This is a genomic window from Collimonas antrihumi (genome assembly GCF_018304965.1).
GTDB lineage: Bacteria > Pseudomonadota > Gammaproteobacteria > Burkholderiales > Burkholderiaceae_D > Collimonas > Collimonas antrihumi.
This window is the reverse complement of record NZ_JAGQED010000002.1, coordinates 179,925-197,911: the sequence shown is the minus strand read 5'-3', so window position 1 is coordinate 197,911 and position 17,987 is coordinate 179,925. Positions and strand designations below refer to the sequence as shown.

19 protein-coding genes are annotated in these 17,987 nt (G+C 57.9%); all 19 read right to left on the bottom strand.

Going from position 1 to position 17,987, the window contains the following annotated elements:
- Positions 1-5: 5 nt before the first annotated feature.
- Complete coding sequence (locus KHU29_RS03570; RefSeq protein ID WP_211451311.1) at positions 6-1,262, bottom strand: beta-ketoacyl-ACP synthase; 1,257 nt, start codon at positions 1,260-1,262, stop codon at positions 6-8.
- A complete protein-coding gene (gene fabG / locus KHU29_RS03565) occupies positions 1,259-2,026 on the bottom strand; it encodes a 3-oxoacyl-ACP reductase FabG (protein ID WP_211451310.1) in 768 nt (255 codons plus the stop codon). The genes KHU29_RS03570 and fabG overlap by 4 nt, the downstream gene beginning before the upstream one ends.
- Positions 2,023-2,523, bottom strand: a complete 501-nt coding sequence (locus KHU29_RS03560) for a hotdog family protein (RefSeq protein WP_246541448.1) — start codon at positions 2,521-2,523, stop codon at positions 2,023-2,025. Before KHU29_RS03560 ends, fabG begins: the two co-directional genes overlap by 4 nt.
- A gap of 14 nt (positions 2,524-2,537) precedes the next feature.
- Positions 2,538-3,719: a beta-ketoacyl-ACP synthase gene (locus KHU29_RS03555; protein ID WP_211451309.1), complete on the bottom strand. Its 1,182-nt coding sequence runs from the start codon at positions 3,717-3,719 to the stop codon at positions 2,538-2,540.
- 2 nt (positions 3,720-3,721) lie between these two features.
- Positions 3,722-4,360, bottom strand: coding sequence for a DUF3261 domain-containing protein (locus KHU29_RS03550; RefSeq protein ID WP_211451308.1), 639 nt, complete (start codon positions 4,358-4,360; stop codon positions 3,722-3,724).
- Positions 4,351-5,595, bottom strand: coding sequence for an NAD(P)/FAD-dependent oxidoreductase (locus KHU29_RS03545; RefSeq protein WP_211451307.1), 1,245 nt, complete (start codon positions 5,593-5,595; stop codon positions 4,351-4,353). Before KHU29_RS03545 ends, KHU29_RS03550 begins: the two co-directional genes overlap by 10 nt.
- Positions 5,579-7,981, bottom strand: a complete 2,403-nt coding sequence (locus KHU29_RS03540) for an MMPL family transporter (protein ID WP_211451306.1) — start codon at positions 7,979-7,981, stop codon at positions 5,579-5,581. The genes KHU29_RS03545 and KHU29_RS03540 overlap by 17 nt, the downstream gene beginning before the upstream one ends.
- A gap of 55 nt (positions 7,982-8,036) precedes the next feature.
- Entirely contained in the window at positions 8,037-8,666 is a 630-nt protein-coding gene (locus KHU29_RS03535) for an outer membrane lipoprotein carrier protein LolA (protein ID WP_211451305.1), read from the bottom strand.
- The gene (locus KHU29_RS03530; protein ID WP_211451304.1) at positions 8,663-9,109 is read right to left on the bottom strand and encodes an acyl-CoA thioesterase; all 447 of its coding nucleotides are present in this window, start codon (positions 9,107-9,109) and stop codon (positions 8,663-8,665) included. Before KHU29_RS03530 ends, KHU29_RS03535 begins: the two co-directional genes overlap by 4 nt.
- Positions 9,110-9,125: 16 nt before the next feature.
- Entirely contained in the window at positions 9,126-10,709 is a 1,584-nt protein-coding gene (locus tag KHU29_RS03525; protein WP_211451303.1) for an HAL/PAL/TAL family ammonia-lyase, read from the bottom strand.
- Positions 10,696-11,658 carry a lysophospholipid acyltransferase family protein gene (locus tag KHU29_RS03520; protein ID WP_211451302.1) on the bottom strand — a complete coding sequence of 321 codons (963 nt, stop codon included), beginning with the start codon at positions 11,656-11,658 and terminating at the stop codon, positions 10,696-10,698. Before KHU29_RS03520 ends, KHU29_RS03525 begins: the two co-directional genes overlap by 14 nt.
- Positions 11,655-12,422 carry a glycosyltransferase family 2 protein gene (locus tag KHU29_RS03515; RefSeq protein ID WP_211451301.1) on the bottom strand — a complete coding sequence of 256 codons (768 nt, stop codon included), beginning with the start codon at positions 12,420-12,422 and terminating at the stop codon, positions 11,655-11,657. Before KHU29_RS03515 ends, KHU29_RS03520 begins: the two co-directional genes overlap by 4 nt.
- Positions 12,409-14,286 (bottom strand): ApeI family dehydratase, encoded by a 1,878-nt coding sequence (locus KHU29_RS03510; protein WP_246541446.1) that lies wholly within the window; start codon positions 14,284-14,286, stop codon positions 12,409-12,411. Before KHU29_RS03510 ends, KHU29_RS03515 begins: the two co-directional genes overlap by 14 nt.
- Entirely contained in the window at positions 14,279-14,908 is a 630-nt protein-coding gene (locus KHU29_RS03505; RefSeq protein ID WP_211451299.1) for a COG4648 family protein, read from the bottom strand. The genes KHU29_RS03510 and KHU29_RS03505 overlap by 8 nt, the downstream gene beginning before the upstream one ends.
- Positions 14,909-14,932: 24 nt before the next feature.
- Positions 14,933-15,187: an acyl carrier protein gene (locus tag KHU29_RS03500; RefSeq protein WP_211451298.1), complete on the bottom strand. Its 255-nt coding sequence runs from the start codon at positions 15,185-15,187 to the stop codon at positions 14,933-14,935.
- Between the two features lie 27 nt (positions 15,188-15,214).
- Entirely contained in the window at positions 15,215-15,475 is a 261-nt protein-coding gene (locus tag KHU29_RS03495; protein WP_211451297.1) for a phosphopantetheine-binding protein, read from the bottom strand.
- Positions 15,462-16,268, bottom strand: coding sequence for a lysophospholipid acyltransferase family protein (locus KHU29_RS03490; protein WP_211451296.1), 807 nt, complete (start codon positions 16,266-16,268; stop codon positions 15,462-15,464). The genes KHU29_RS03495 and KHU29_RS03490 overlap by 14 nt, the downstream gene beginning before the upstream one ends.
- Entirely contained in the window at positions 16,234-17,037 is an 804-nt protein-coding gene (locus tag KHU29_RS03485) for a beta-ketoacyl synthase chain length factor (RefSeq protein ID WP_211451295.1), read from the bottom strand. Before KHU29_RS03485 ends, KHU29_RS03490 begins: the two co-directional genes overlap by 35 nt.
- A 505-nt stretch (positions 17,038-17,542) precedes the next feature.
- The gene (locus tag KHU29_RS03480) at positions 17,543-17,734 is read right to left on the bottom strand and encodes a DUF1289 domain-containing protein (protein WP_092358171.1); all 192 of its coding nucleotides are present in this window, start codon (positions 17,732-17,734) and stop codon (positions 17,543-17,545) included.
- Positions 17,735-17,987 lie beyond the last annotated feature (253 nt).

The following is a 17,987-nucleotide window of genomic DNA, read 5'->3' as shown; positions in this document are numbered from 1 at the left end:
GAGTGTTAATCCAGGCGCTTGAAAATCAACGATGTGTTGATGCCGCCAAACGCAAAATTATTCGACATGAAATATTCGCATTGCACATTGCGGCCCTCATCGACTATGTAGTCCAGCTCGGCACACTGCGGGTCCACTTGCGTCAGATTGATGGTCGGGGCAAACCAGTCGGAGCGCATCATTTCGATACCGATCCAGGCTTCCAGTGCGCCGCAAGCGCCTAGCGTGTGTCCGGTATAACTCTTGAGCGAGCTGATCGGCGTACGCTGCCCGAATACGGCAGCCGTCGCATGAGATTCCGCAATATCGCCCTGTTCGGTGCCTGTGCCATGGGCATTGATATAACCGATCGCCTCTGCCGGCAATGCGGCATCGGCCAGCGCCAGCGTCATCGCGACCTGCATGGTTTCGGCGTTCGGATGGGTGACGTGACAGCCGTCGCTATTGGTGCCGAAACCGACGATTTCGGCATACATCTTTGCGCCCCTGGCGCGCGCATGCTCGAAATCTTCCAGAATCAGGCTGCCGGCGCCCTCGCCGATCACCAAACCGTCGCGGCCGCTGTCAAATGGACGCGGCGTCATGGTCGGCGTGTCATTGCGCACGCTGGTTGCAAACAGCGTATCGAATACTGCGGCTTCGGTAGCGCATAATTCCTCGGCGCCGCCGGCGATCATGATTTGCTGGCGGCCGCTGCGGATCGTTTCATAGGCATAGCCGATCCCCTGGCTGCCGGAAGTGCAGGCACTGGAAGTGGTGATAACCCGGCCGGTAATGCCAAAAAACACACCGATATTGACCGGCGCCGTATGCGCCATCATTTTGATATAGGTGGTGGCGTTGATACCGCGCGTGCTGCGCTCATCCATCATCCGGCCAAAATCGCCAATCGCCTTTGGGGTTCCGGCAGAAGAACCGTAGGCGATTCCGCAGGCGCCGCTTTTCAGCACCGGATCGTCAAGCAGGCCGGCGTCGATCAAGGCCAGCTCGCTGGCGCGGGTTGCCATTAACGCCACCCGCCCCATGCTGCGCATGCTCTTGCGGTTATAGCGATCGGACAAATGAAATTCCGCGGCGGGTGCGCCCAACTGGGTGTTCAAGCCATCGTAACCGCGCCATTCTTCCATCCGTACGATGGCGTTGCGATAACTGCCGAGATGCGTGCGGATGCTGCTCCAGTCGTTACCGATCGGGCTGATGCCGGCCATGCCGGTCACCACGACCCGGCGTGCTGTCACGGTACTGCTCACGCTATTGCTCATGCCATGCCTCCGTTGACCGAAATCACCTGGCGTGTGATATATGCGGCGTCGGCATGCATCAGGAAAGCTACCGTCGCCGCCACCTCCTCCGGTTTGCCGACCCGGCGCGCAGGAATCAGTTTGAGTGCTTCGTCCAACGGCACCTCATTGATCATGTCGGTTTCTATCAAGCCGGGCGCGACGCAATTGACCGTGATGTTGCGTTTGGCCAGCTCGATCGCCAGCGCTTTGGTGGCGCCGATAATCCCCGCCTTGGCCGCGCTGTAGTTGACTTGTCCGCGATTACCGATCAATCCCGAGACCGAAGCCAACGTCACGATGCGGCCCGGCGCGCGCCGCTGCACCATCGGCATTACCAGGGGATTGAGAACATTGTAGAAACCATCCAGGTTGGTCTTCAGCACCAGATCCCAATCCTCCCCTGGCATGGCAGGAAAAGCGTTGTCACGCGCTACACCGGCATTGCACACCACGCCGTAATAGCAAGCGTGCTGCTCGACGTCTGCCAGCAACGCAGCGGCGCTGGCCTGGCGATCGCCTATGTCGAATTGCAGGACGCGCGCTTGCACGCCCAGCTCGCGCACGCTCTGCGCCACGGCATCTGCGGCCTCACGCTGTTGATGACAATGCAAGACGATATCGTAACCGTCGCGCGCCAGCCGCAATGCAATCGCCTTGCCGATCCCGCGGCTGGAGCCGGTGACCAGCACACACTTGTTCAGGCGGGCAGCCGGGGAATCTGCCCTGTTCAATTCCAACGTCATTCAGTACTTCCCTCAAGAAAAACAGCCGCATCAGCCGGCTGAAATACGGTAATGGTAGCGCTTGCCAGTTGCTCACTGCCGGCACGGATCCGGCATTCGAACGATCCTATCCCATTGTCTGCCTGCAGTATTCTATGTATATGTATTTGCAGCAGGCTGCCGACAGCAAAAACGGGACAACTGGCTTCATAGCGCCGGGTGCCCAGCAAGAAGCCGATTTTCACTGCCTCGCCGCGCAACTGCGCGGTATAACCGGCGTAGGCGGCAATTGCCTGCGCCATATATTCGACGCCGACCCAGCCGGGCACGCCATGTCCGTCGCAGAACATGCTGTCCGGGCGGATGGTCACCTCAGCCCGTAAATCTTCCGGCCCGACTTCCAGCAACCGGTCCAGCAAGACCATGGCGCCAGAGTGCGGCAGGAAGCGTCGGATATCCCGGGTCCCGACCGGACTCGGCTGATCCATGCCGGATTGATTCGTGTTTGATTGACTCATGTTTGATTGATTCATCATTCACGCCCCAGCAGCAAACTTGCATTGGCGCCGCCAAATGCAAAAGAATTACTCAAAGCCAAACGCAATGGCCGCCCGAGCCGAGCGCCCGCGGGCAGCAGATTAAGTGGCGGCAAACCGGGATCGCAGACGCCATCCCACAAATGCGGCGGCAACCGGCCCTGCGGATTACAGTCTTGCATTGCCAGCCAGCACAGGCCAGCCTCGAGCGCACCGGCAGCTCCCAGCGCATGGCCGGTAAAAGGTTTGGTCGAACTGAGCGCTACACGGTCATCGAACATGGCGGCAATCGCCCGTCCTTCCATGGCATCGTTTTGCACGGTGGCAGTGCCATGCAGGTTGATATAGTCTATTTGTTCCGGCGTCACGCCTGCACGCGCCAGAGCTTGTTCCATTGCGCTGCGAGCACCCGCGCCGGAAGGATCAGGTGCTGAAATGTGATAGCCGTCTGAGGATTCGCCCCAGCCGCGCAAACTCACGGTCGCCTCAGCCTTGCTCATCAAGAACAAGGCTGCGCCCTCGCCGATATTGATGCCGTTACGATTGGCGCTGAACGGATTGCAGCGCGCTGCGCTAACCGACTCCAGTGCCGCAAAGCCGGCCACGGTGAAGGCGCACAGGGAATCAACGCCGCCAGTCAGCACTGCATCGCATAGTCCCATGTTAATCAAACGGGCAGCGCTGGCGATCGCCTTGCTGCTCGACGCGCAAGCGCTGGAGTGCACATAGGCGGGCCCTGTCACGCCCAGCACCGATGCCAGCGTCACCGCCGGCGAAGCCATTTCTTGTTGCTCGTAGGCAAAGTCAGCAGGGAACCCGCCATTTGCCAGCCGATAGCGAAACGCCGCTTCACTTTGAGCGATGCCGGAAGTGCTGGTGCCGAGCACGATCGCTACCCGGTTCGCACCATACTGCTGTATGGCGGCGTCCACTTGCGGCCGGATCTGCGCCAGCGCCGCCAATGCCAGCTGGTTATTGCGGCTGCGCTGGCCTAGCGGCAGCGTGCTGATGTCCGGCAGAACAGTCTCCACGCAACCCAGCGCCAGTTCCCGTTCCTGCGATTGCGAATAGCGTGTCGTCATGACGAGGCCGCTCTCGCCGGCGAACAGACGGCGGCTGATCTCTGCGTGGTTTTCACCAAGCGGACAAATCATGCCGAGTTGATTTAGATAAAGCATGATTATGGCGCCGCGGTTGGTACGCCGGGAGCAGCTGGAACCGATGCATCAGCGGCTGTGTCGCTGACCGATTCAATCGTCAGGCGATAGTGATAGCGCAGGTTATTCAGCTCCACCTTGCCGTCCCATGGCGTTGGCGTACTGTAGTTGATCACCATTACCGGCTCTCCTTGCAGCAGCAGCGTGCGCTGCAATCCATGTTGTTCGATTGTCCAGCCTGCGGGCAGCGCCTGGCGGATTGCCGCCAGTGGCCACAATGTCAATTGCGTGTCTTCCAGCACATCTTCAGCGCGTACCTGCGATGGCAGCATAGGATGACGCCAGGACTGCACAGTCTGTCCATCATAATGCAAGCTCAGGACACGCTGGCCAAACGCCAAGCCGACCATATTGAATTGCTGTTGATCAATTTCCACTGCTGCATCGAGCTGGTCGACGCGGCCGTTGCGTTCGACCGTCAAATGCTGTTGCAAACTGATACTGGCGCCCAGGCTCGCCGGCGCCAGCTTCAATCCCAGCCGCGCCGGCGCTTGCGATGCCGGCGTAGTCGCACAAGCGGCCAATGCAAACACTGCCGACAGCGCGCAAAATCGCAAGCCAAGGCTCCGCCAGTTACGGCGACCAGGCAAATTCAACTGCATATCTCCTCCAAAGTGCTCAGGCGACGTTTGCTTTCCGTTACATATGGATTGCTGTCGTCCCAAGCATAGCCGGCCAGGATCGCGGCAATCATGCGACGTATCTCCGGCTGCTGTTGTTCATAAAAAATGACTTTCTGGAATCCGCCCGAGTACCAGGAATCGACAAAGGTACGGAAAGTATCGACGCCTTTTTTGAGCGGAATTGCATATTCTTTTTCCCAGTCGACCGCTACGCCGTCAAACTGACGTTGCAAAGCGGCGGCGGCCAGGCTGGCGGACTTGACTGCGATCGTGACGCCGGAAGAAAACACCGGATCGAGGAATTCTCCGGCATTGCCAAGCAAGGCGTAACCTTCGCCCCAGAGTGATGTGACGTTGGACGAATAGCCAACGATCTGACGGGCCGGCGTATCCCAGTTCGCATTCTTCAGCAAGGCGCGCGACGCCGGATCTTGCATTACCAGCGTCTGCAGGCGTTCGGTCTCGCTACCCTTGAATTGCTCCAGGAAAGCCGTTTCTGCGACCACGCCGATAGAACAGCGGCCGCCGGCAAAAGGAATCAGCCAGTACCAGACATTGCAATGTTCCGGATGGACGGTGATACGGATCTTGTTGCGATCAAAACCGGCGGCATCGATGCCATCCTCGATGTGGGTGAAAATGGCGCCGCGCACCGGAAAATTCGATGGCGTTTCCAAATCCAGCAAACGCGACAATACCCGCCCGAAACCGCTGGCGTCCAGCACAAATCCCGCCTCCACGATGTATTCCGAGCCGTCTGCCGAATCGTCCATATGATGCACGGTAACCCGCGGCTTTCCTGCATTAGCATCAAATGCCGTGACGGTGTGCTGATAGCGCACTTGCGCACCTTGGCGCTCAGCCTCATTGGCCAGCACCTGGTCAAACCGGGCGCGCTGTACCTGGTAGGTGGTGCCCCAGCCGGCAGAATGCTTGTCGCGGAAATCGAAATCCGTATAGCGCTCTCCGCGCACAAAAGCGGCGCCGTTCTTGTATTGGAAGCCGGCTTCCACCACGGCTTGCAGCATACCGGCCTGCTGCAGATACTCCATGCTCTGCGGCAGCAGGCTTTCGCCGATGCTAAACCGCGGAAACCGCTCCCGTTCCAGTACCAGCACTTGCCGCCCTTGCTGCAACAACAACGCCGCCGCCACCGAACCCGCCGGGCCAGCGCCGATTATCAGCACATCACACTGTTCAACTTTTGTTTGCATTTTTTTCTTCTTTTTCCTGGGTTAAATCCCGACCTGGATCTTGGCTAAAACATGGCGCAATCAACCAGACAATTGCAATTCCGATCAACATCGTGAATCCGAATGCATGCAGCGGCGGCGTTCCGGACAACGCCAGCAGACCAAACGACAACAAGGCGCTCGCAGCTGACAAGCCGACCGTGAGCCAGGCGAAGCGATCGCGTTGCATGCTTTGTTCCTGCATGAAAATTCCGTAGTCCACGCCAAGGCCGAGAATCAGCATCAGCGCCAGCACATGGAACAATTGCAAAGGTTGTCCCAACAGGCCAAGCATGGCCAGAGTAGCAATACTGGCGACGGCCGGCGGCGTCAGCACGCGCCACGCCGCACTGCGATAGCGGGTAAATAGCAGCAGGTAGATTGCCGCATAGGCGCCTAACAACACCCACCCCATATATTGCCGGTAATGGCCTAGCACTGAAGATATTTCGCTGACCTTATCGACCCATGACACACCGTCCAGTTGCTCGGCAGCCTGCTTCAGGATGGGCAGGTTGCCATAGTTATCAAGCCCGCGCAGAGCGACGATGCTGGCATAGACACTACCTTGTGCGCCCTCGACCTTCCCCAGCCAGAGATGGCGCGACGGCTCGCTGGCCGCGCTCTTCAAAAATTCGGTCGGAGTAAGATCGTGGCCGCCGTTGGCGTCAGCCGCCGCGCTAAGTGCCCGGCTGCGCATTTGCGCAACCCAGCTGTCATCTTCACCCAGTTGTGCGGCCAGTGCCTTCAACGGACCATCTGCAGCCAGCAACGCCTGCGTGACCAAAGTGCGATTCGCGGCCTGGTCACGCATCGACGGCGTCCAGTTCGACATCGCCTGATAGCCGCTGATGATGTGTTCGGCAATCAACGGCTCGAGCCGCAGCTTGAGCGCTTCCTCGCGCTGCAATACCTGTTCCGCGCTGGCGCCGCGCACCAGGTAAAACTGCACCGGCGTCGGCGCATCCAGCAATTTCCCCAGCTTGATCTGATCTGCCAGCAGTGCTTTCGGCGGTGTCTGCAAGGACCGGATATCGTCGTTCACCGTCAACCGGACTATGCCGGCCACGGCAAAAATGCCGAACAGTAGCGCCGCCAGCGCGGATCCACGGTTCAAGCCCAGCAATGGCCAATGCCTGCGGGTCTGGCCGACCCAAGCGGCAAAAGAAGAGCTTTTCAGGGTGTTCGCACTTAACAGGGCTGGAAACCAGAAAATCACGGTCAACCAGGCAAACACCAAACCCAGCACCGAGAACACGGCCATCTGGCGCAACCCCGGAAACGGTGTCAGCGCCAGGCCGATGTAACCGATCACCGCTGCGGCCAGGGTCAGTGCCAAGCCGGGCAACAGACGCCGCAGCAATTGCCAGGACCCCAGCGACTGATCTACCGAACCCCGGCTGCACAAGAAATATATCCCGTAATCCTGGGCCACGCCGATCAGGCTGGCGCCGAACACCAATGTCAGCAAATGTACTTGCCCGAATATCATCCAGCACAGAGAAAAAGCGGCCATGCAACCGATGCCGATCGACAGCATGATCAACCCGATCGGCCGCAATGAGCGGAAGGTGAGCCACATCAGCAGCACGATGCCCAGCAATGAACCGATGCCGATGGTCGACATCTCCCGGCTGGCCTGCGCGCTGCCGGCTCCGGCATGCAGGACTACCCCGGCGCTGATCAACTCGACTGTCGGTACCGCCTGCCGCGCAGCGTTGCCAGCCTGTTCCAGCAACGGCAACACCGCCCGCTGGGTCGCCATCGAGAATGCCGGCTGTTGCAAATTCATCAGCAGCATGATGTAAGGGCGGCCCTTGTTCTCGACGAACAGATAACCGTCACGCGGGCGCACCGGCGTTTCTTGCGCACGCGCTTGCACCCAGCCGCTGAACAAGCCGAACGGATCGTCTTGCCATGCGCCCAGCTTGGGACCGGAAAACGGGCTATACAAGTGTTGCAGCGCAGTGTCGACCCAATACTTGGGAGCTTGCTCACGCAGCATCGTTTGTTGCGCAGGTGTCAGCAAGCTGAGCCGCATCTGTTGCGACGGCGCCAGCCAGTCCTGCTGGTTTTGCGCCGACAGTTGAACCCCGGTCTGCAGCAGATCCTGATGTTTTGACAGCACCGCGCTGTAGGCATCGGCAGCGGCGCGGGCATGCTCCCAGTCATCGGCGCCGACCAGCACGATCACGCGCTGCTGGGCAGCGTCGACCATATGCGTGAAAGCCTGCTGCAGCACCGGATCGCGCTGCTCGACCGGCAACAGCGCCATGATATCGGTATCCGGCACTACGCCTTTGACCAGCCACAGATAGCCGTTGTGCGCCAGCAGCAAAGCAACCGCCAAGGCCCACATCAGCGCCATGCGCTTCGGCCAACTGGCTTTTAGGCTGGAATTTAAGCCTGCACCTTGGCCGGAATCACTCAAATGCCGCCCCTTCTTCAGCAGTCATCGCACTATTCCCGCTTTGCAGACTGGAAAAACTGATTTCCGTGTGATCGCCGCTCGCTTCGTTAATCGTCACTGTCTTGACGTACGCGCCGCCGGTCAAGGCCAGCGTACCGATTGCCTTGGCCAGCGCCGGTTCGCGTGCTGTCAATGCAACTTTCCAGCTATTACCCTGCACGCTGCCGTCCAGTACAAACAGGGTTTCCAACTGACTCAGATCGCCGGCCAGCAGTGAAAACAGCACGCTGTTAATCATCCTCACTACCGGCTCCTGCTTGGCATCCATGCGCATGGCAACCCGGCCACCCTGCATTTGCACGATCTCGTCGCGCTTCAGGCGCAGCGTATTGGGAAACGGTTGCAAGGTGCGCCACAGGACGCCCTTGCCGTTCACCACGCAAAACCGTCCATTCGACAACAACGGTTTCTTGATGCCGACCAGTTGCTTGGTTTGATCGAAACGACCGCACAAGATCGGTGGCCGCGCCAGCATCGACTGGATTTTTTCCACGGGTGCGGCGGCCAGCGCCGGCATGGCCGCACTGGCTAAAACCGTGACTAAAAGCACGGCTAAAAGGACGGCGGCGAGACTTCGTTTCATACTTGCTCAATTCCTAATTTTTTAAATAACACGGGCGGCGACGCAAAACACATTTCATGCGTCGCCATATCCACCGCGACCTGCGTAGTAGTACCACGGCTAAGACGCCGGCCGCTGGCGCTGTCGGTAATCACGTAGGCGATCTTGAGGCGATTTTCCCACTCGGTCACGCTGGCGCGCACCTTGATGCGCTGTCCGAACGTGGCCGGATGGGCGTAGCGCAGGTGCAAATCGATGATCGGCCAGGAGTAGCCGGAAGCCTGCATTTCCGGATAGTTGTAATTCAAGGTATCCAGCAGCGCGCAGCGCGCCACTTCCAGATACTTGACATAGTTGCCATGCCAGACGATCTGCATAGGATCGAGGTCGAAGAATTGCACTTGCAACTCGACCTCTGCCGACCAACGCTCTCTGGTCGGTAATTTGGTCTGTAGGCTAGTCATGGCCTTACTCGCGGTGTTACTCATACAACTGCCATTGTTTGAGGCGGATGCGCTCCAGCAAGCGACGCAGGTCCGGCTCCAGCATGCGGTCTTCCTGTATCACGGCAATGTCGGCCGCCAGCACTTCCATCATCTGCTGCAGGTTCTGCTGCGTTTGCGGGGCGCCATCCAGCCGTGAGCGCAGCCAGACACCCTGGCGCACGCTGATCAGTAGCGCAGCTACTACCTGTTCAGTCAGTTGCAACACGCGCAGGCAATCACGGGCGGCAATCGTGCCCATGCTGACCTTGTCCTGATTGTGGCATTCGGTAGAACGCGAAAACACCGAGGCCGGCATGGTCTGCTTGAGCGCTTCCGCGGTCCAGGCAGAGGCGCTGATTTGCAGGGCCTTCAAGCCGTGGTTAATGCTGGCGCGCGGCCCTTCGGCGCCGGATAAATTGGCCGGCAAGCCATGGTTGTAACGGCTATCGACCAGCAAAGCCATTTGCCGGTCAAGCAAATCGGCGACGTTGGCGACTGCATTTTTCATGCTGTCCATGGCAAACGCGATATGACCGCCGTAGAAATGGCCGCCATGCAGCACGCGTTCATTTTCAGCGTCGATGATCGGATTGTCATTGGCGCTATTCAATTCGTTTTCAATCGACTCGCGCATCCATGGCAGCGCATCCGCCAATACACCGATCACATGCGGCGCGCAACGGATGGAATAACGATCCTGCAAACGTTGTTGATTGCGTGGTGCGTCATCTACCGGCAAATCCTGGCGCAGCCAGGCGGCCACCTGCTGCTGGCCTGCGTGCGGCTTGACGGAAAACAAAGTGGCGTCGAAATGATGAGCATTGCCATCCAGGGCGAAACTCGCCATGGCGGTAATCCGGGTGGCGATACGCACCAGGTATTGCGCGCGGTCGTAGGCCAGGCAAGCCAGGGCCGTCATTACCGCGGTGCCGTTCATGATCGCCAGACCTTCTTTCGGACGCAGGCGCAGCGGTGTAATGTCAGCTGCCGCCAGAGCCTCGGCGGCGTTGACCTTGACGCCGTCGCGCCAAACTTCCCGCTCGCCGCACAGCACGGCAGCCAGATAAGATAGCGGCGTCAGGTCGCCACTGGCGCCGACCGATCCTTCGGATGGGATCAAGGGCAGCAAATCCTCTTTCAACAAGCGGGCGATCTGTTCCAGCAGGCCGACACTGACGCCGGAATATCCTTTGCTGAGCGATGCCAGCCGCGCCGCCATGATGGCCCGGGTTTGCGCCGGACTAAACAATTCGCCCAAACCGCAGCCATGATAGGTGTACAAGTGATGCGGCAATTCTGCGATCAGTTCGGGCGGGACGGTCACGGTACAGGAGTCGCCATAGCCGGTGGTGACGCCGTAGATAGTGCCGTCTTCACGTAGCAGGCGATCGAGGAAGTCGGCACCGCGGCTAATCGCGGCGCGGAATGCCGGCTCATCGGACAACTCGACCTTTGCCGATCCCGATGCGATGTCGACAATGTCTTCAATCGTCAATCGGCCTTGATCAAAACGGACGGCGCGTTGTGTCGGTGCCGGCTGCCCTGTGGCAGACAAGTCTTTCAGTTCAGCGAGATGCATCTTTGTACCCGGATAAATACCAAAAATCGTAAAAATTGAACCACTGTAGCGGCGCTTTCAAGCAAAAATGCTCCAGCCTTGCCGCATAAGCGGCGGCCAGTTCATCGAGGACTTGATCGCGGCTCTTGCGCGGCAATTGAATCGCGTCTCTGAACAATTCGAAATGACATTCGGAGCGACCGTTTTTTGTCATTGAGAACAGCAGGTAGACGGGACACTGCAACAGGCTGGCCAATACATAAGGGCCGACCGGAAATGGCGCCGCTTCACCAAGGAAAGAGGCACGTGCAACGCGTGGCACTGCCGCCACCGGGATGCGATCGCCGGCAATCGCCACAAACTCGCCACGCCCTACTTTCTCCGCCAGCAGCATGGCGGTAGCAGGCGTCATCTCGGTTACCTGCAGCAGGTTCAACTGGCTGTCCGGATCGAGTTTTGCCAGCAGCCGGTTAAACGCCTGCGCGTGCTTGGTATGCACCAGCACCGTAATTCGTAACGCGTGGCGCTGGCGCGATAGCACACGGCATAATTCAAGATTGCCCAGATGCGCGCAAATCAACAAGCCGCCCCGCTGCGCCTGTATGCTTTCCTGCATCAGCTCGCGGCCGAACGAAACTACGTCTGCAGTCTTGAACAAGCCACCCCACAACAACATCTTGTCGAGGATATTTTCGGCAAAAGCGGCAAAATGCCGGAACACCCCGCGCCAGTCCGGTCGAATCCGGTTGAGCCTGGCCACGGCCGGATTAAAATCGCAAAGCCGTTGCAAATAAAGCATGGAAGCGCTGCGGGCGGCCGGCTTGCTTAGCAAATACCAGGCTAGCACCGGATACAGCGCCAGCCGAAACGGCCAGCGGCCGGCGATCCGGTAGATCCCGAACAACAGCCGCATGCCGCCCACAAAGCTGGCTTCGTTGATCTGTGCCCAATGACGCTGGCTGGCGCTCAAGATCGGCCTCGCGCCAACCGCAGACGACGCCCTAGCAAGCGCGGCGCACGTACCAGCATGCCAAGGAACAAGGTCGCGTGCATACGGGAGATCAGCAAATTGTCGCGGCCAAGGCGAAAATGCGACACGCCGTCCATGGGGTAAGTCACGCGCGTCGGCAGATTGACGACAGGCACGCCATCCCAATGCAAACGCACCAGTACGTCGGTATCGAAATCCATCCGCTCGCCAATTTTTTTACGTCGCGTCAAGTGCATCAAGGACGGCAACGGATAGACCCGGAATCCGCACATCGAATCCTTGATATCCAGCGACAAGGTATTGATCCAGACCCAGACGTGCGTCAGATACCGCCCGTAAAAACGCACCGACGGCACGCTATCGTCATATTGCGGACAACCGGCAATCACGCTTTGCGGCCGGGCAGCGGCCTGCTGCAAAAACCGCGGGATGTCGTCGGTGTTGTGCTGGCCGTCGGCATCGATCTGCAGCACATGGGTGTAACCGGCAGCGGCTGCATGCCGGACACCCGTCAGCACCGCCCCGCCCTTGCCGCGATTGACGGCATGGCGCAACAGGGTGACCTGCTGCGGATGGGCTGCTGACAATTCATCAAGCACCGTTGCACACGCGGCCGAACTGGCATCGTCTACCAGTACGCAAGGCAAGCCGTGCGCAAGTACTGCCGCCAGCACCGTACCGATAGCATGTTCATGGTCGTAGACCGGAATGACCACGCATGGCTTAAATTCAACTTGCGGCATGGCTTGCTCCAAACGTGATGCGGCCGCTGGCATGCGGCCCGGACGTCGAGGCCATGCGAAACGCCAGGCTGCTTTTTTTAGGATCGTGCAGCAACTCCAGTTGTACTACTGCGTCTGGCAAAATCACACGTTGAAATTTCAAGCCGAGCATGCCGAGGAAATGCGGCGCCAGTGCAAAATATTGGCGTCCATAGCTGATCGCCCAATCGAGCTGCACCACGCCAGGCAAAACCGGCGCACCGTCAAAGTGACCGTTGAAATACAGGAGATCGGCCGGCACGGTCAACTCCAGCAATACGCGATGGGTTTCTTGTTCCAGTACACGCACGAGCGGCTTGCGCCGAAGCTCGGCCGGGTCTGCGCTGGCGGTGACGGGCGCTGGCGATTCCAGCAGCGCCAGCAAATCGGCGCGGGTAGTCTTGCCTTGCGCGTTCACCGGCATCGCGTCCAGATAACGCCAGCTGCGCGGCAACGCAACCGCTTCCACCGCATGCGCCATGCCGTTGCGCAGCATGCGATTCAGTGCCAGCTTGCCTTGCGTTGCCAGAATCTGCAGGCCGGCAGCGGACAACACGACGAAGGCGGCAATCCGCTGCCGTTGCTGCGACTTATGTTGTGATTTGTGTTGCGGCTTATGTTGTGGCTTATGTTGCAATTCATGCTGTAACTCTGGCTGTCCGATCAACAAAACGCGCGCATCTGCCACTTGCGCCATTGCTTTCAGTTGCCGCTCCAATGCGTCCAGTGAGATGCGTTTTTCTTCTACCTTGACGATACGATCGACGCGCCCTTTCAAACGGAAACGCTGCGGGTCGATAAGCTGTACCTGATCAGCCAAGGCGTACCAGCCGGAGTCGGCCAAATGTGGCGAGCAGATTTCAAGCACGTCGTCGTTAGCGCCAACGCGCCAGGTAATCGCAGGCATCACTTGCCAGCTATCGTCTGCGCCGGCGACACGTTGACGCCAGGCCACGCCACCGGTTTCAGAACTGCCGTACACCTCAACCGGAATCGATCCCAACAAAGCCCCGGCGGCAAAGGCGACCTCGGCCTCCAACGGACCGCCGGATGAAAATATGGCGCGTATCGAAGCGGCCTGATCCTGCGTAAACGCGACAGGCAAACGCCTCAGGTGGGCGGGACTGGAGATCAGGACGACCGGCTTGCCGCCTGGTTGCAGCTGAAGCTCCTCCAGATAACCGATTTGCTGCGCGTGTATTGTTCTACCGTTAGTTAAGGGCCACAGTATCTTGAACAGTAATCCGTATATATGCTGGTGCGAGACCGTCGCGACGACATCGGCGTTGCCGATCCTGGCGCCAAACAAGCGCTCCAGAGACGCCACTTCGGTGGCCAGCTGAGACAAGAATTTAGGTACCGCTTGCGGTTCGCCGGTACTGCCCGAGGTGTAAATCACCAATCCGGGAAAATCCGGCTGCAACGCTTTGAATTCGGGTTCTGCCTGGTTATGGCTAGCGTTATCGTCGTCGGTATCGAGCGTCAACGGTGCATATTGGTGCGGAAATTCACCCAGGTAGCCGTCTACCAGCGCGTTCAGATTTGCGCAGGTGGCAGGCAGCACATCGCCCGGCAAATAAATTGTCTTGTCGGCTTGCCATGCGCCCAGCAAGATGCAGGCAAAGGTGGCGCTATCGTTTGAATACAAGGCGAAGCGTGATCCGGCCTGGCGCGACAGCAAGCGCCGCCAGGCGGCAACTTGCGCAACCAGCCAGGCATGGCTGAGCGGCTTGCCTTCGCGCCATGCGAATGGGCGATTCTGATCCCGCTCCTGCTTCTGCTTCTGCCCTTGATCATGGCTGGGCAGGGCACTCAATAACGTCAGCAAATCAGGGCGCTCAAACATGTTGCCCATCCGCTTGTGCTTCATGCTGCGCGTCGAGTTGACGATGACGGCGCCGGACAATGATCCTCACTAGATACTCACCGGCAAACAAGCAGCCCATCAGGACATAAGCGAGGACGCCGTTGTAGAACGACCAGGCGGCGGCAGAGGCCCAGATGGCAGTCAGCAGGGCCAGCGTGCCATTGATGACAAAAAAGACGCACCAGACCTGGGTAACCCGGCGTGTATAGGCAATCGCGTAGACCGGCAAAGCCGGATCGCTCAGGCGGGCCATGCGTTCAATCACCGATGGCGGCGCATACAGACTGTAGCCGAACACCGCCAACATGCCGAGATTGACCAGCACCGGATATAGCTTCAAAGGCAGCAAAGCATTGTTCCATATCGCCAGCGCCGCCAGCAGCAAGGCGCCCGCCAGCCACCAGCGGCTGCCGCGATTCAATTTCAGTGTTGGCAGACGGGTGGCTGCCGCCAGCACCAGCAACAGGGCTAGCAGGCGCGGCTCGACCCGCCCGTGCCCCAACCATATCGCCAGCGGATAGAGCAACGTGACCAGCAAGCTCGCTACGGTGGGCAAAAAACGCCTAAACCTGACCAACTTGTTAACGGGTAAATTCTGCATCCTGTGTGAAGTTCCCTGGCAATCTTACTTGCCATCCTCTGCCAGCAAGTCAGCCAGCGCGTCGACCACGTCTTGCACAGTGCGCACGGCCTTGAACACATCGGGCTGCAAGCGCTTGCCGGTGAGTTGCTTGAGCTTGACCACCAGATCTACCGCATCGATGCTATCGATATCCAGATCTGTATACAGATTGGCCTGCGGCGTTACCTGGTCCTTGTCGATTTCGAACATTTCATGCAACACATTCACCAGCCACAGGTAAATTTCTTCCTTGCTCATGGAATTGGTCAATATCATTTCACACCGTCACTTCTTTCTGTTGCTGGCAATCATCGCCGCTAGCGTGCGTACCGATGCAAAATGGTTACGTGTCTCCGCCGAATCTGCCGACAATGAAATGCCGTAGCGCTTTTGGATCGCCACGCCCAGTTCCAGCGCGTCGATCGAATCCAAGCCGAGACCATCGACAAACAACGGCCCATCGGTGACGATATCGGCCGTAGTGATATCTTCCAACTGCAGAACATCGATGATGATCTGCTTCACTTCTTCTTCAAGCTGCTGCATAGCCCTGGCTTTCTTTTCTAAAATAATCTTGCAGATGGGCAGTTAAATGCCTTGCTGCCAATACTTCGCTACCGGCTTTTGCCAGAAATTCGTGTACTTCTATATCCTCTTTTACTTCAATGCTGAAGTGTGCCGCTACCGGCGGCACCTGCCACCACTTGCTGCCCTTGCCTAAAGTCGGCGGCAGGCAACGGATCACTACCGGTGTCACATTTGACAAACTGCGCACGGCGATATTGGCTGCACCGCGTTTCAAGCTGATTTGACCATCACCGGCAGTGCGAGTGCCCTCCGGGAAAACAATCAGGTTGCTGCCGCGCCGCAAGGAACTGATGCAATCATCGATCAGCCCGCTGCCGCGGTCGTTGCTGATGTAGCCGGCGGCACTGAGCGGCCCGCTTGTAAACGGATTATCCCAAAGCCGGCCTTTGACTATGCAATCTGCGCGTTTGACAAACGCCATCAGGAACACGGTGTCAATCAACGTCGGATGGTTTGCCAAAATCAACAAACCTTGCCGCTCCAATCGTTCCAGTCCGCTAATTTCGTAGTCCAGCACACCCAGCCATCGCATGCATCCGACAAAGCCGCGAAGTGCCAGCCGAATCACACGACGCGCTATCTCCATGCGCAGTTGCCGTTCCCAAATCAGCAGATTCATTACCGGGAAAACCGTAACACGCAAGAACAGGCCACCAACTGCAAACAGCACAAAGCTGAAACCGGTTGCCAGCACGCGCCAATAGCGATTTGCACGCTTAAGCAAGACGCCCCCAGCGCCATCGGCGGCCATCGATGGTGCGGATCAGCTCGGGATCTTGACGCAGATAAAAAGCCAACACTTCCAAACCGGCGGGCTGCCGGCCGCTGCCTGGCTCTTGTTTCATCGCATCCATTTCATCTCCAGCCGGCCCGCTCCAGGACAGAGAAATGGTACTACTAGTACCAGGCGATTCCGTACCTGCCGGCTGTGCAGATTGCGCTGATTGCGCTGATTGTATTAGCCACGCCCAGGCAAATGGCTGTTCCCGGCAATCCTGATATTCTTCAAATATCTCAGGCAAAAAACCGTCATAAACCACCAGCAGCACCTCAGCCGCACCATCCGCAAGCAGGCCGCAGGCTTCGATTACTGCATGCTCCACCCCACTGTGCCCCGCCGCCACCGCGGCATGACTGGCCTGATCCTGGCGGGCGATAGAAAACAAGCCGGCAGCAGCATTGTGGACCGACAAACTGAAAGAGGTGGGAGACAGCGGCTGATCCTGAGCCAGATCGGCCAGCAACTCTACCGAGCGCACGCATTCACCGTGGCGAGAACAAAACACGGTTGGCACATCGTTCTTGCCACCAAGACAACTATAAGCCGCTTCCAATGCCATTTTTCCCATGGCACCTGCACGTCGGCGCAACATGGCAGGCATAGCGGAAACAGCAGCTTCGCCACTGCCGGTAATGACGTGCGGATCGTTGGCCCACGTTAGCCATGCTGCAGCCGTATCCAGTCCGGGTGCCCATGCCGCGTCAGATACGATTGAAAATCTGACACCTCCGAGTTTCATTTCACCATTCTCCAACACCCATCAAATCGATTTCATGCTCTGCCAACAATCTTGGGAGTTGAGCCGATGGCAATTCCTGTCGCAATGTCAATCACAACCCTGGCATTTCGCGCGGCATTATAAGCCATATGCCATAGAGAAATATTCTTAACCATGCACTATCGCTATCTTTAACTTTTGCTCACAATCCCTTGTGACAGAGCTTGTTTTTACGCCGAAATATACAGCAAGTTTTAACATAAAGAACGGGTTAAAACTGATCATTTTCATTCAGTTACAGTCATTTCGATGATCGAAAACAACACAATCCCGGGGACACGCGCACAACGTTACAGGAAAGGCAAGACCGATTTTCATCAAATCGATCGGGGAATGGTCCTGCTATCGATCGCCGGCTGCAAATGGTATCGACATGACATGCCGTCGACGGCGCCAATCATGGAAGCCGGAGTTTTGTACGCCAGCAATCTGCTGTCACCCCGTCGCAAGCAGCTTACATCTGCGGCTACCCTTGCCGGCGCGGATAGCCCTCGGCGGTAATCCGTTGCCAGACCTTGGTTTTCTCTTCCTCGGTCATGAAGACCCAATGGGCGACCTCGTTGACGGTACGCCCACAACCACGGCAGACGTCGTCGAAAGTGGTGGAACAAACCGCCACGCATGGGGTATCGGGACGTTGCGGAGGAGACTCTGACATGCTGACCTTTTTATATGTAAAGCGTTGCCTGGATAGACACCAGGCGCTCCATTTTATAACAGCGGCAGGATGGGTGCGATGATAAGGTGTATTCAGAAACAGGGATCGGCGCCTAGTCAAGCAAATGTGACTACTATCATTTCAGCAATGCAAATTACGACGATAGGCACGAAGCAATATACAATCTTCTCTAAACATATTTACCAATTGGTAAAACAGCATTGCGGACTGGATATCAGAAAGAAAATAAGTC

Excerpts from the sequence above, each read along its gene's own strand:
- KHU29_RS03570 (WP_211451311.1), bottom strand. The coding sequence starts at position 1,262 with ATGAGCAATAGCGTGAGCAGTACCGTGACAGCACGCCGGGTCGTGGTG.
- fabG (WP_211451310.1), bottom strand. The coding sequence starts at position 2,026 with ATGACGTTGGAATTGAACAGGGCAGATTCCCCGGCTGCCCGCCTGAAC.
- KHU29_RS03560 (WP_246541448.1), bottom strand. The coding sequence starts at position 2,523 with ATGAGTCAATCAAACACGAATCAATCCGGCATGGATCAGCCGAGTCCG.
- KHU29_RS03555 (WP_211451309.1), bottom strand. The coding sequence starts at position 3,719 with ATGCTTTATCTAAATCAACTCGGCATGATTTGTCCGCTTGGTGAAAAC.
- KHU29_RS03550 (WP_211451308.1), bottom strand. The coding sequence starts at position 4,360 with ATGCAGTTGAATTTGCCTGGTCGCCGTAACTGGCGGAGCCTTGGCTTG.
- KHU29_RS03545 (WP_211451307.1), bottom strand. The coding sequence starts at position 5,595 with ATGCAAACAAAAGTTGAACAGTGTGATGTGCTGATAATCGGCGCTGGC.
- KHU29_RS03540 (WP_211451306.1), bottom strand. The coding sequence starts at position 7,981 with ATGGCGCTGATGTGGGCCTTGGCGGTTGCTTTGCTGCTGGCGCACAAC.
- KHU29_RS03535 (WP_211451305.1), bottom strand. The coding sequence starts at position 8,666 with ATGAAACGAAGTCTCGCCGCCGTCCTTTTAGCCGTGCTTTTAGTCACG.
- KHU29_RS03530 (WP_211451304.1), bottom strand. The coding sequence starts at position 9,109 with ATGACTAGCCTACAGACCAAATTACCGACCAGAGAGCGTTGGTCGGCA.
- KHU29_RS03525 (WP_211451303.1), bottom strand. The coding sequence starts at position 10,709 with ATGCATCTCGCTGAACTGAAAGACTTGTCTGCCACAGGGCAGCCGGCA.
- KHU29_RS03515 (WP_211451301.1), bottom strand. The coding sequence starts at position 12,422 with ATGCCGCAAGTTGAATTTAAGCCATGCGTGGTCATTCCGGTCTACGAC.
- KHU29_RS03510 (WP_246541446.1), bottom strand. The coding sequence starts at position 14,286 with ATGTTTGAGCGCCCTGATTTGCTGACGTTATTGAGTGCCCTGCCCAGC.
- KHU29_RS03505 (WP_211451299.1), bottom strand. The coding sequence starts at position 14,908 with ATGCAGAATTTACCCGTTAACAAGTTGGTCAGGTTTAGGCGTTTTTTG.
- KHU29_RS03500 (WP_211451298.1), bottom strand. The coding sequence starts at position 15,187 with ATGAGCAAGGAAGAAATTTACCTGTGGCTGGTGAATGTGTTGCATGAA.
- KHU29_RS03495 (WP_211451297.1), bottom strand. The coding sequence starts at position 15,475 with ATGCAGCAGCTTGAAGAAGAAGTGAAGCAGATCATCATCGATGTTCTG.
- KHU29_RS03490 (WP_211451296.1), bottom strand. The coding sequence starts at position 16,268 with ATGGCCGCCGATGGCGCTGGGGGCGTCTTGCTTAAGCGTGCAAATCGC.
- KHU29_RS03485 (WP_211451295.1), bottom strand. The coding sequence starts at position 17,037 with ATGAAACTCGGAGGTGTCAGATTTTCAATCGTATCTGACGCGGCATGG.
- KHU29_RS03480 (WP_092358171.1), bottom strand. The coding sequence starts at position 17,734 with ATGTCAGAGTCTCCTCCGCAACGTCCCGATACCCCATGCGTGGCGGTT.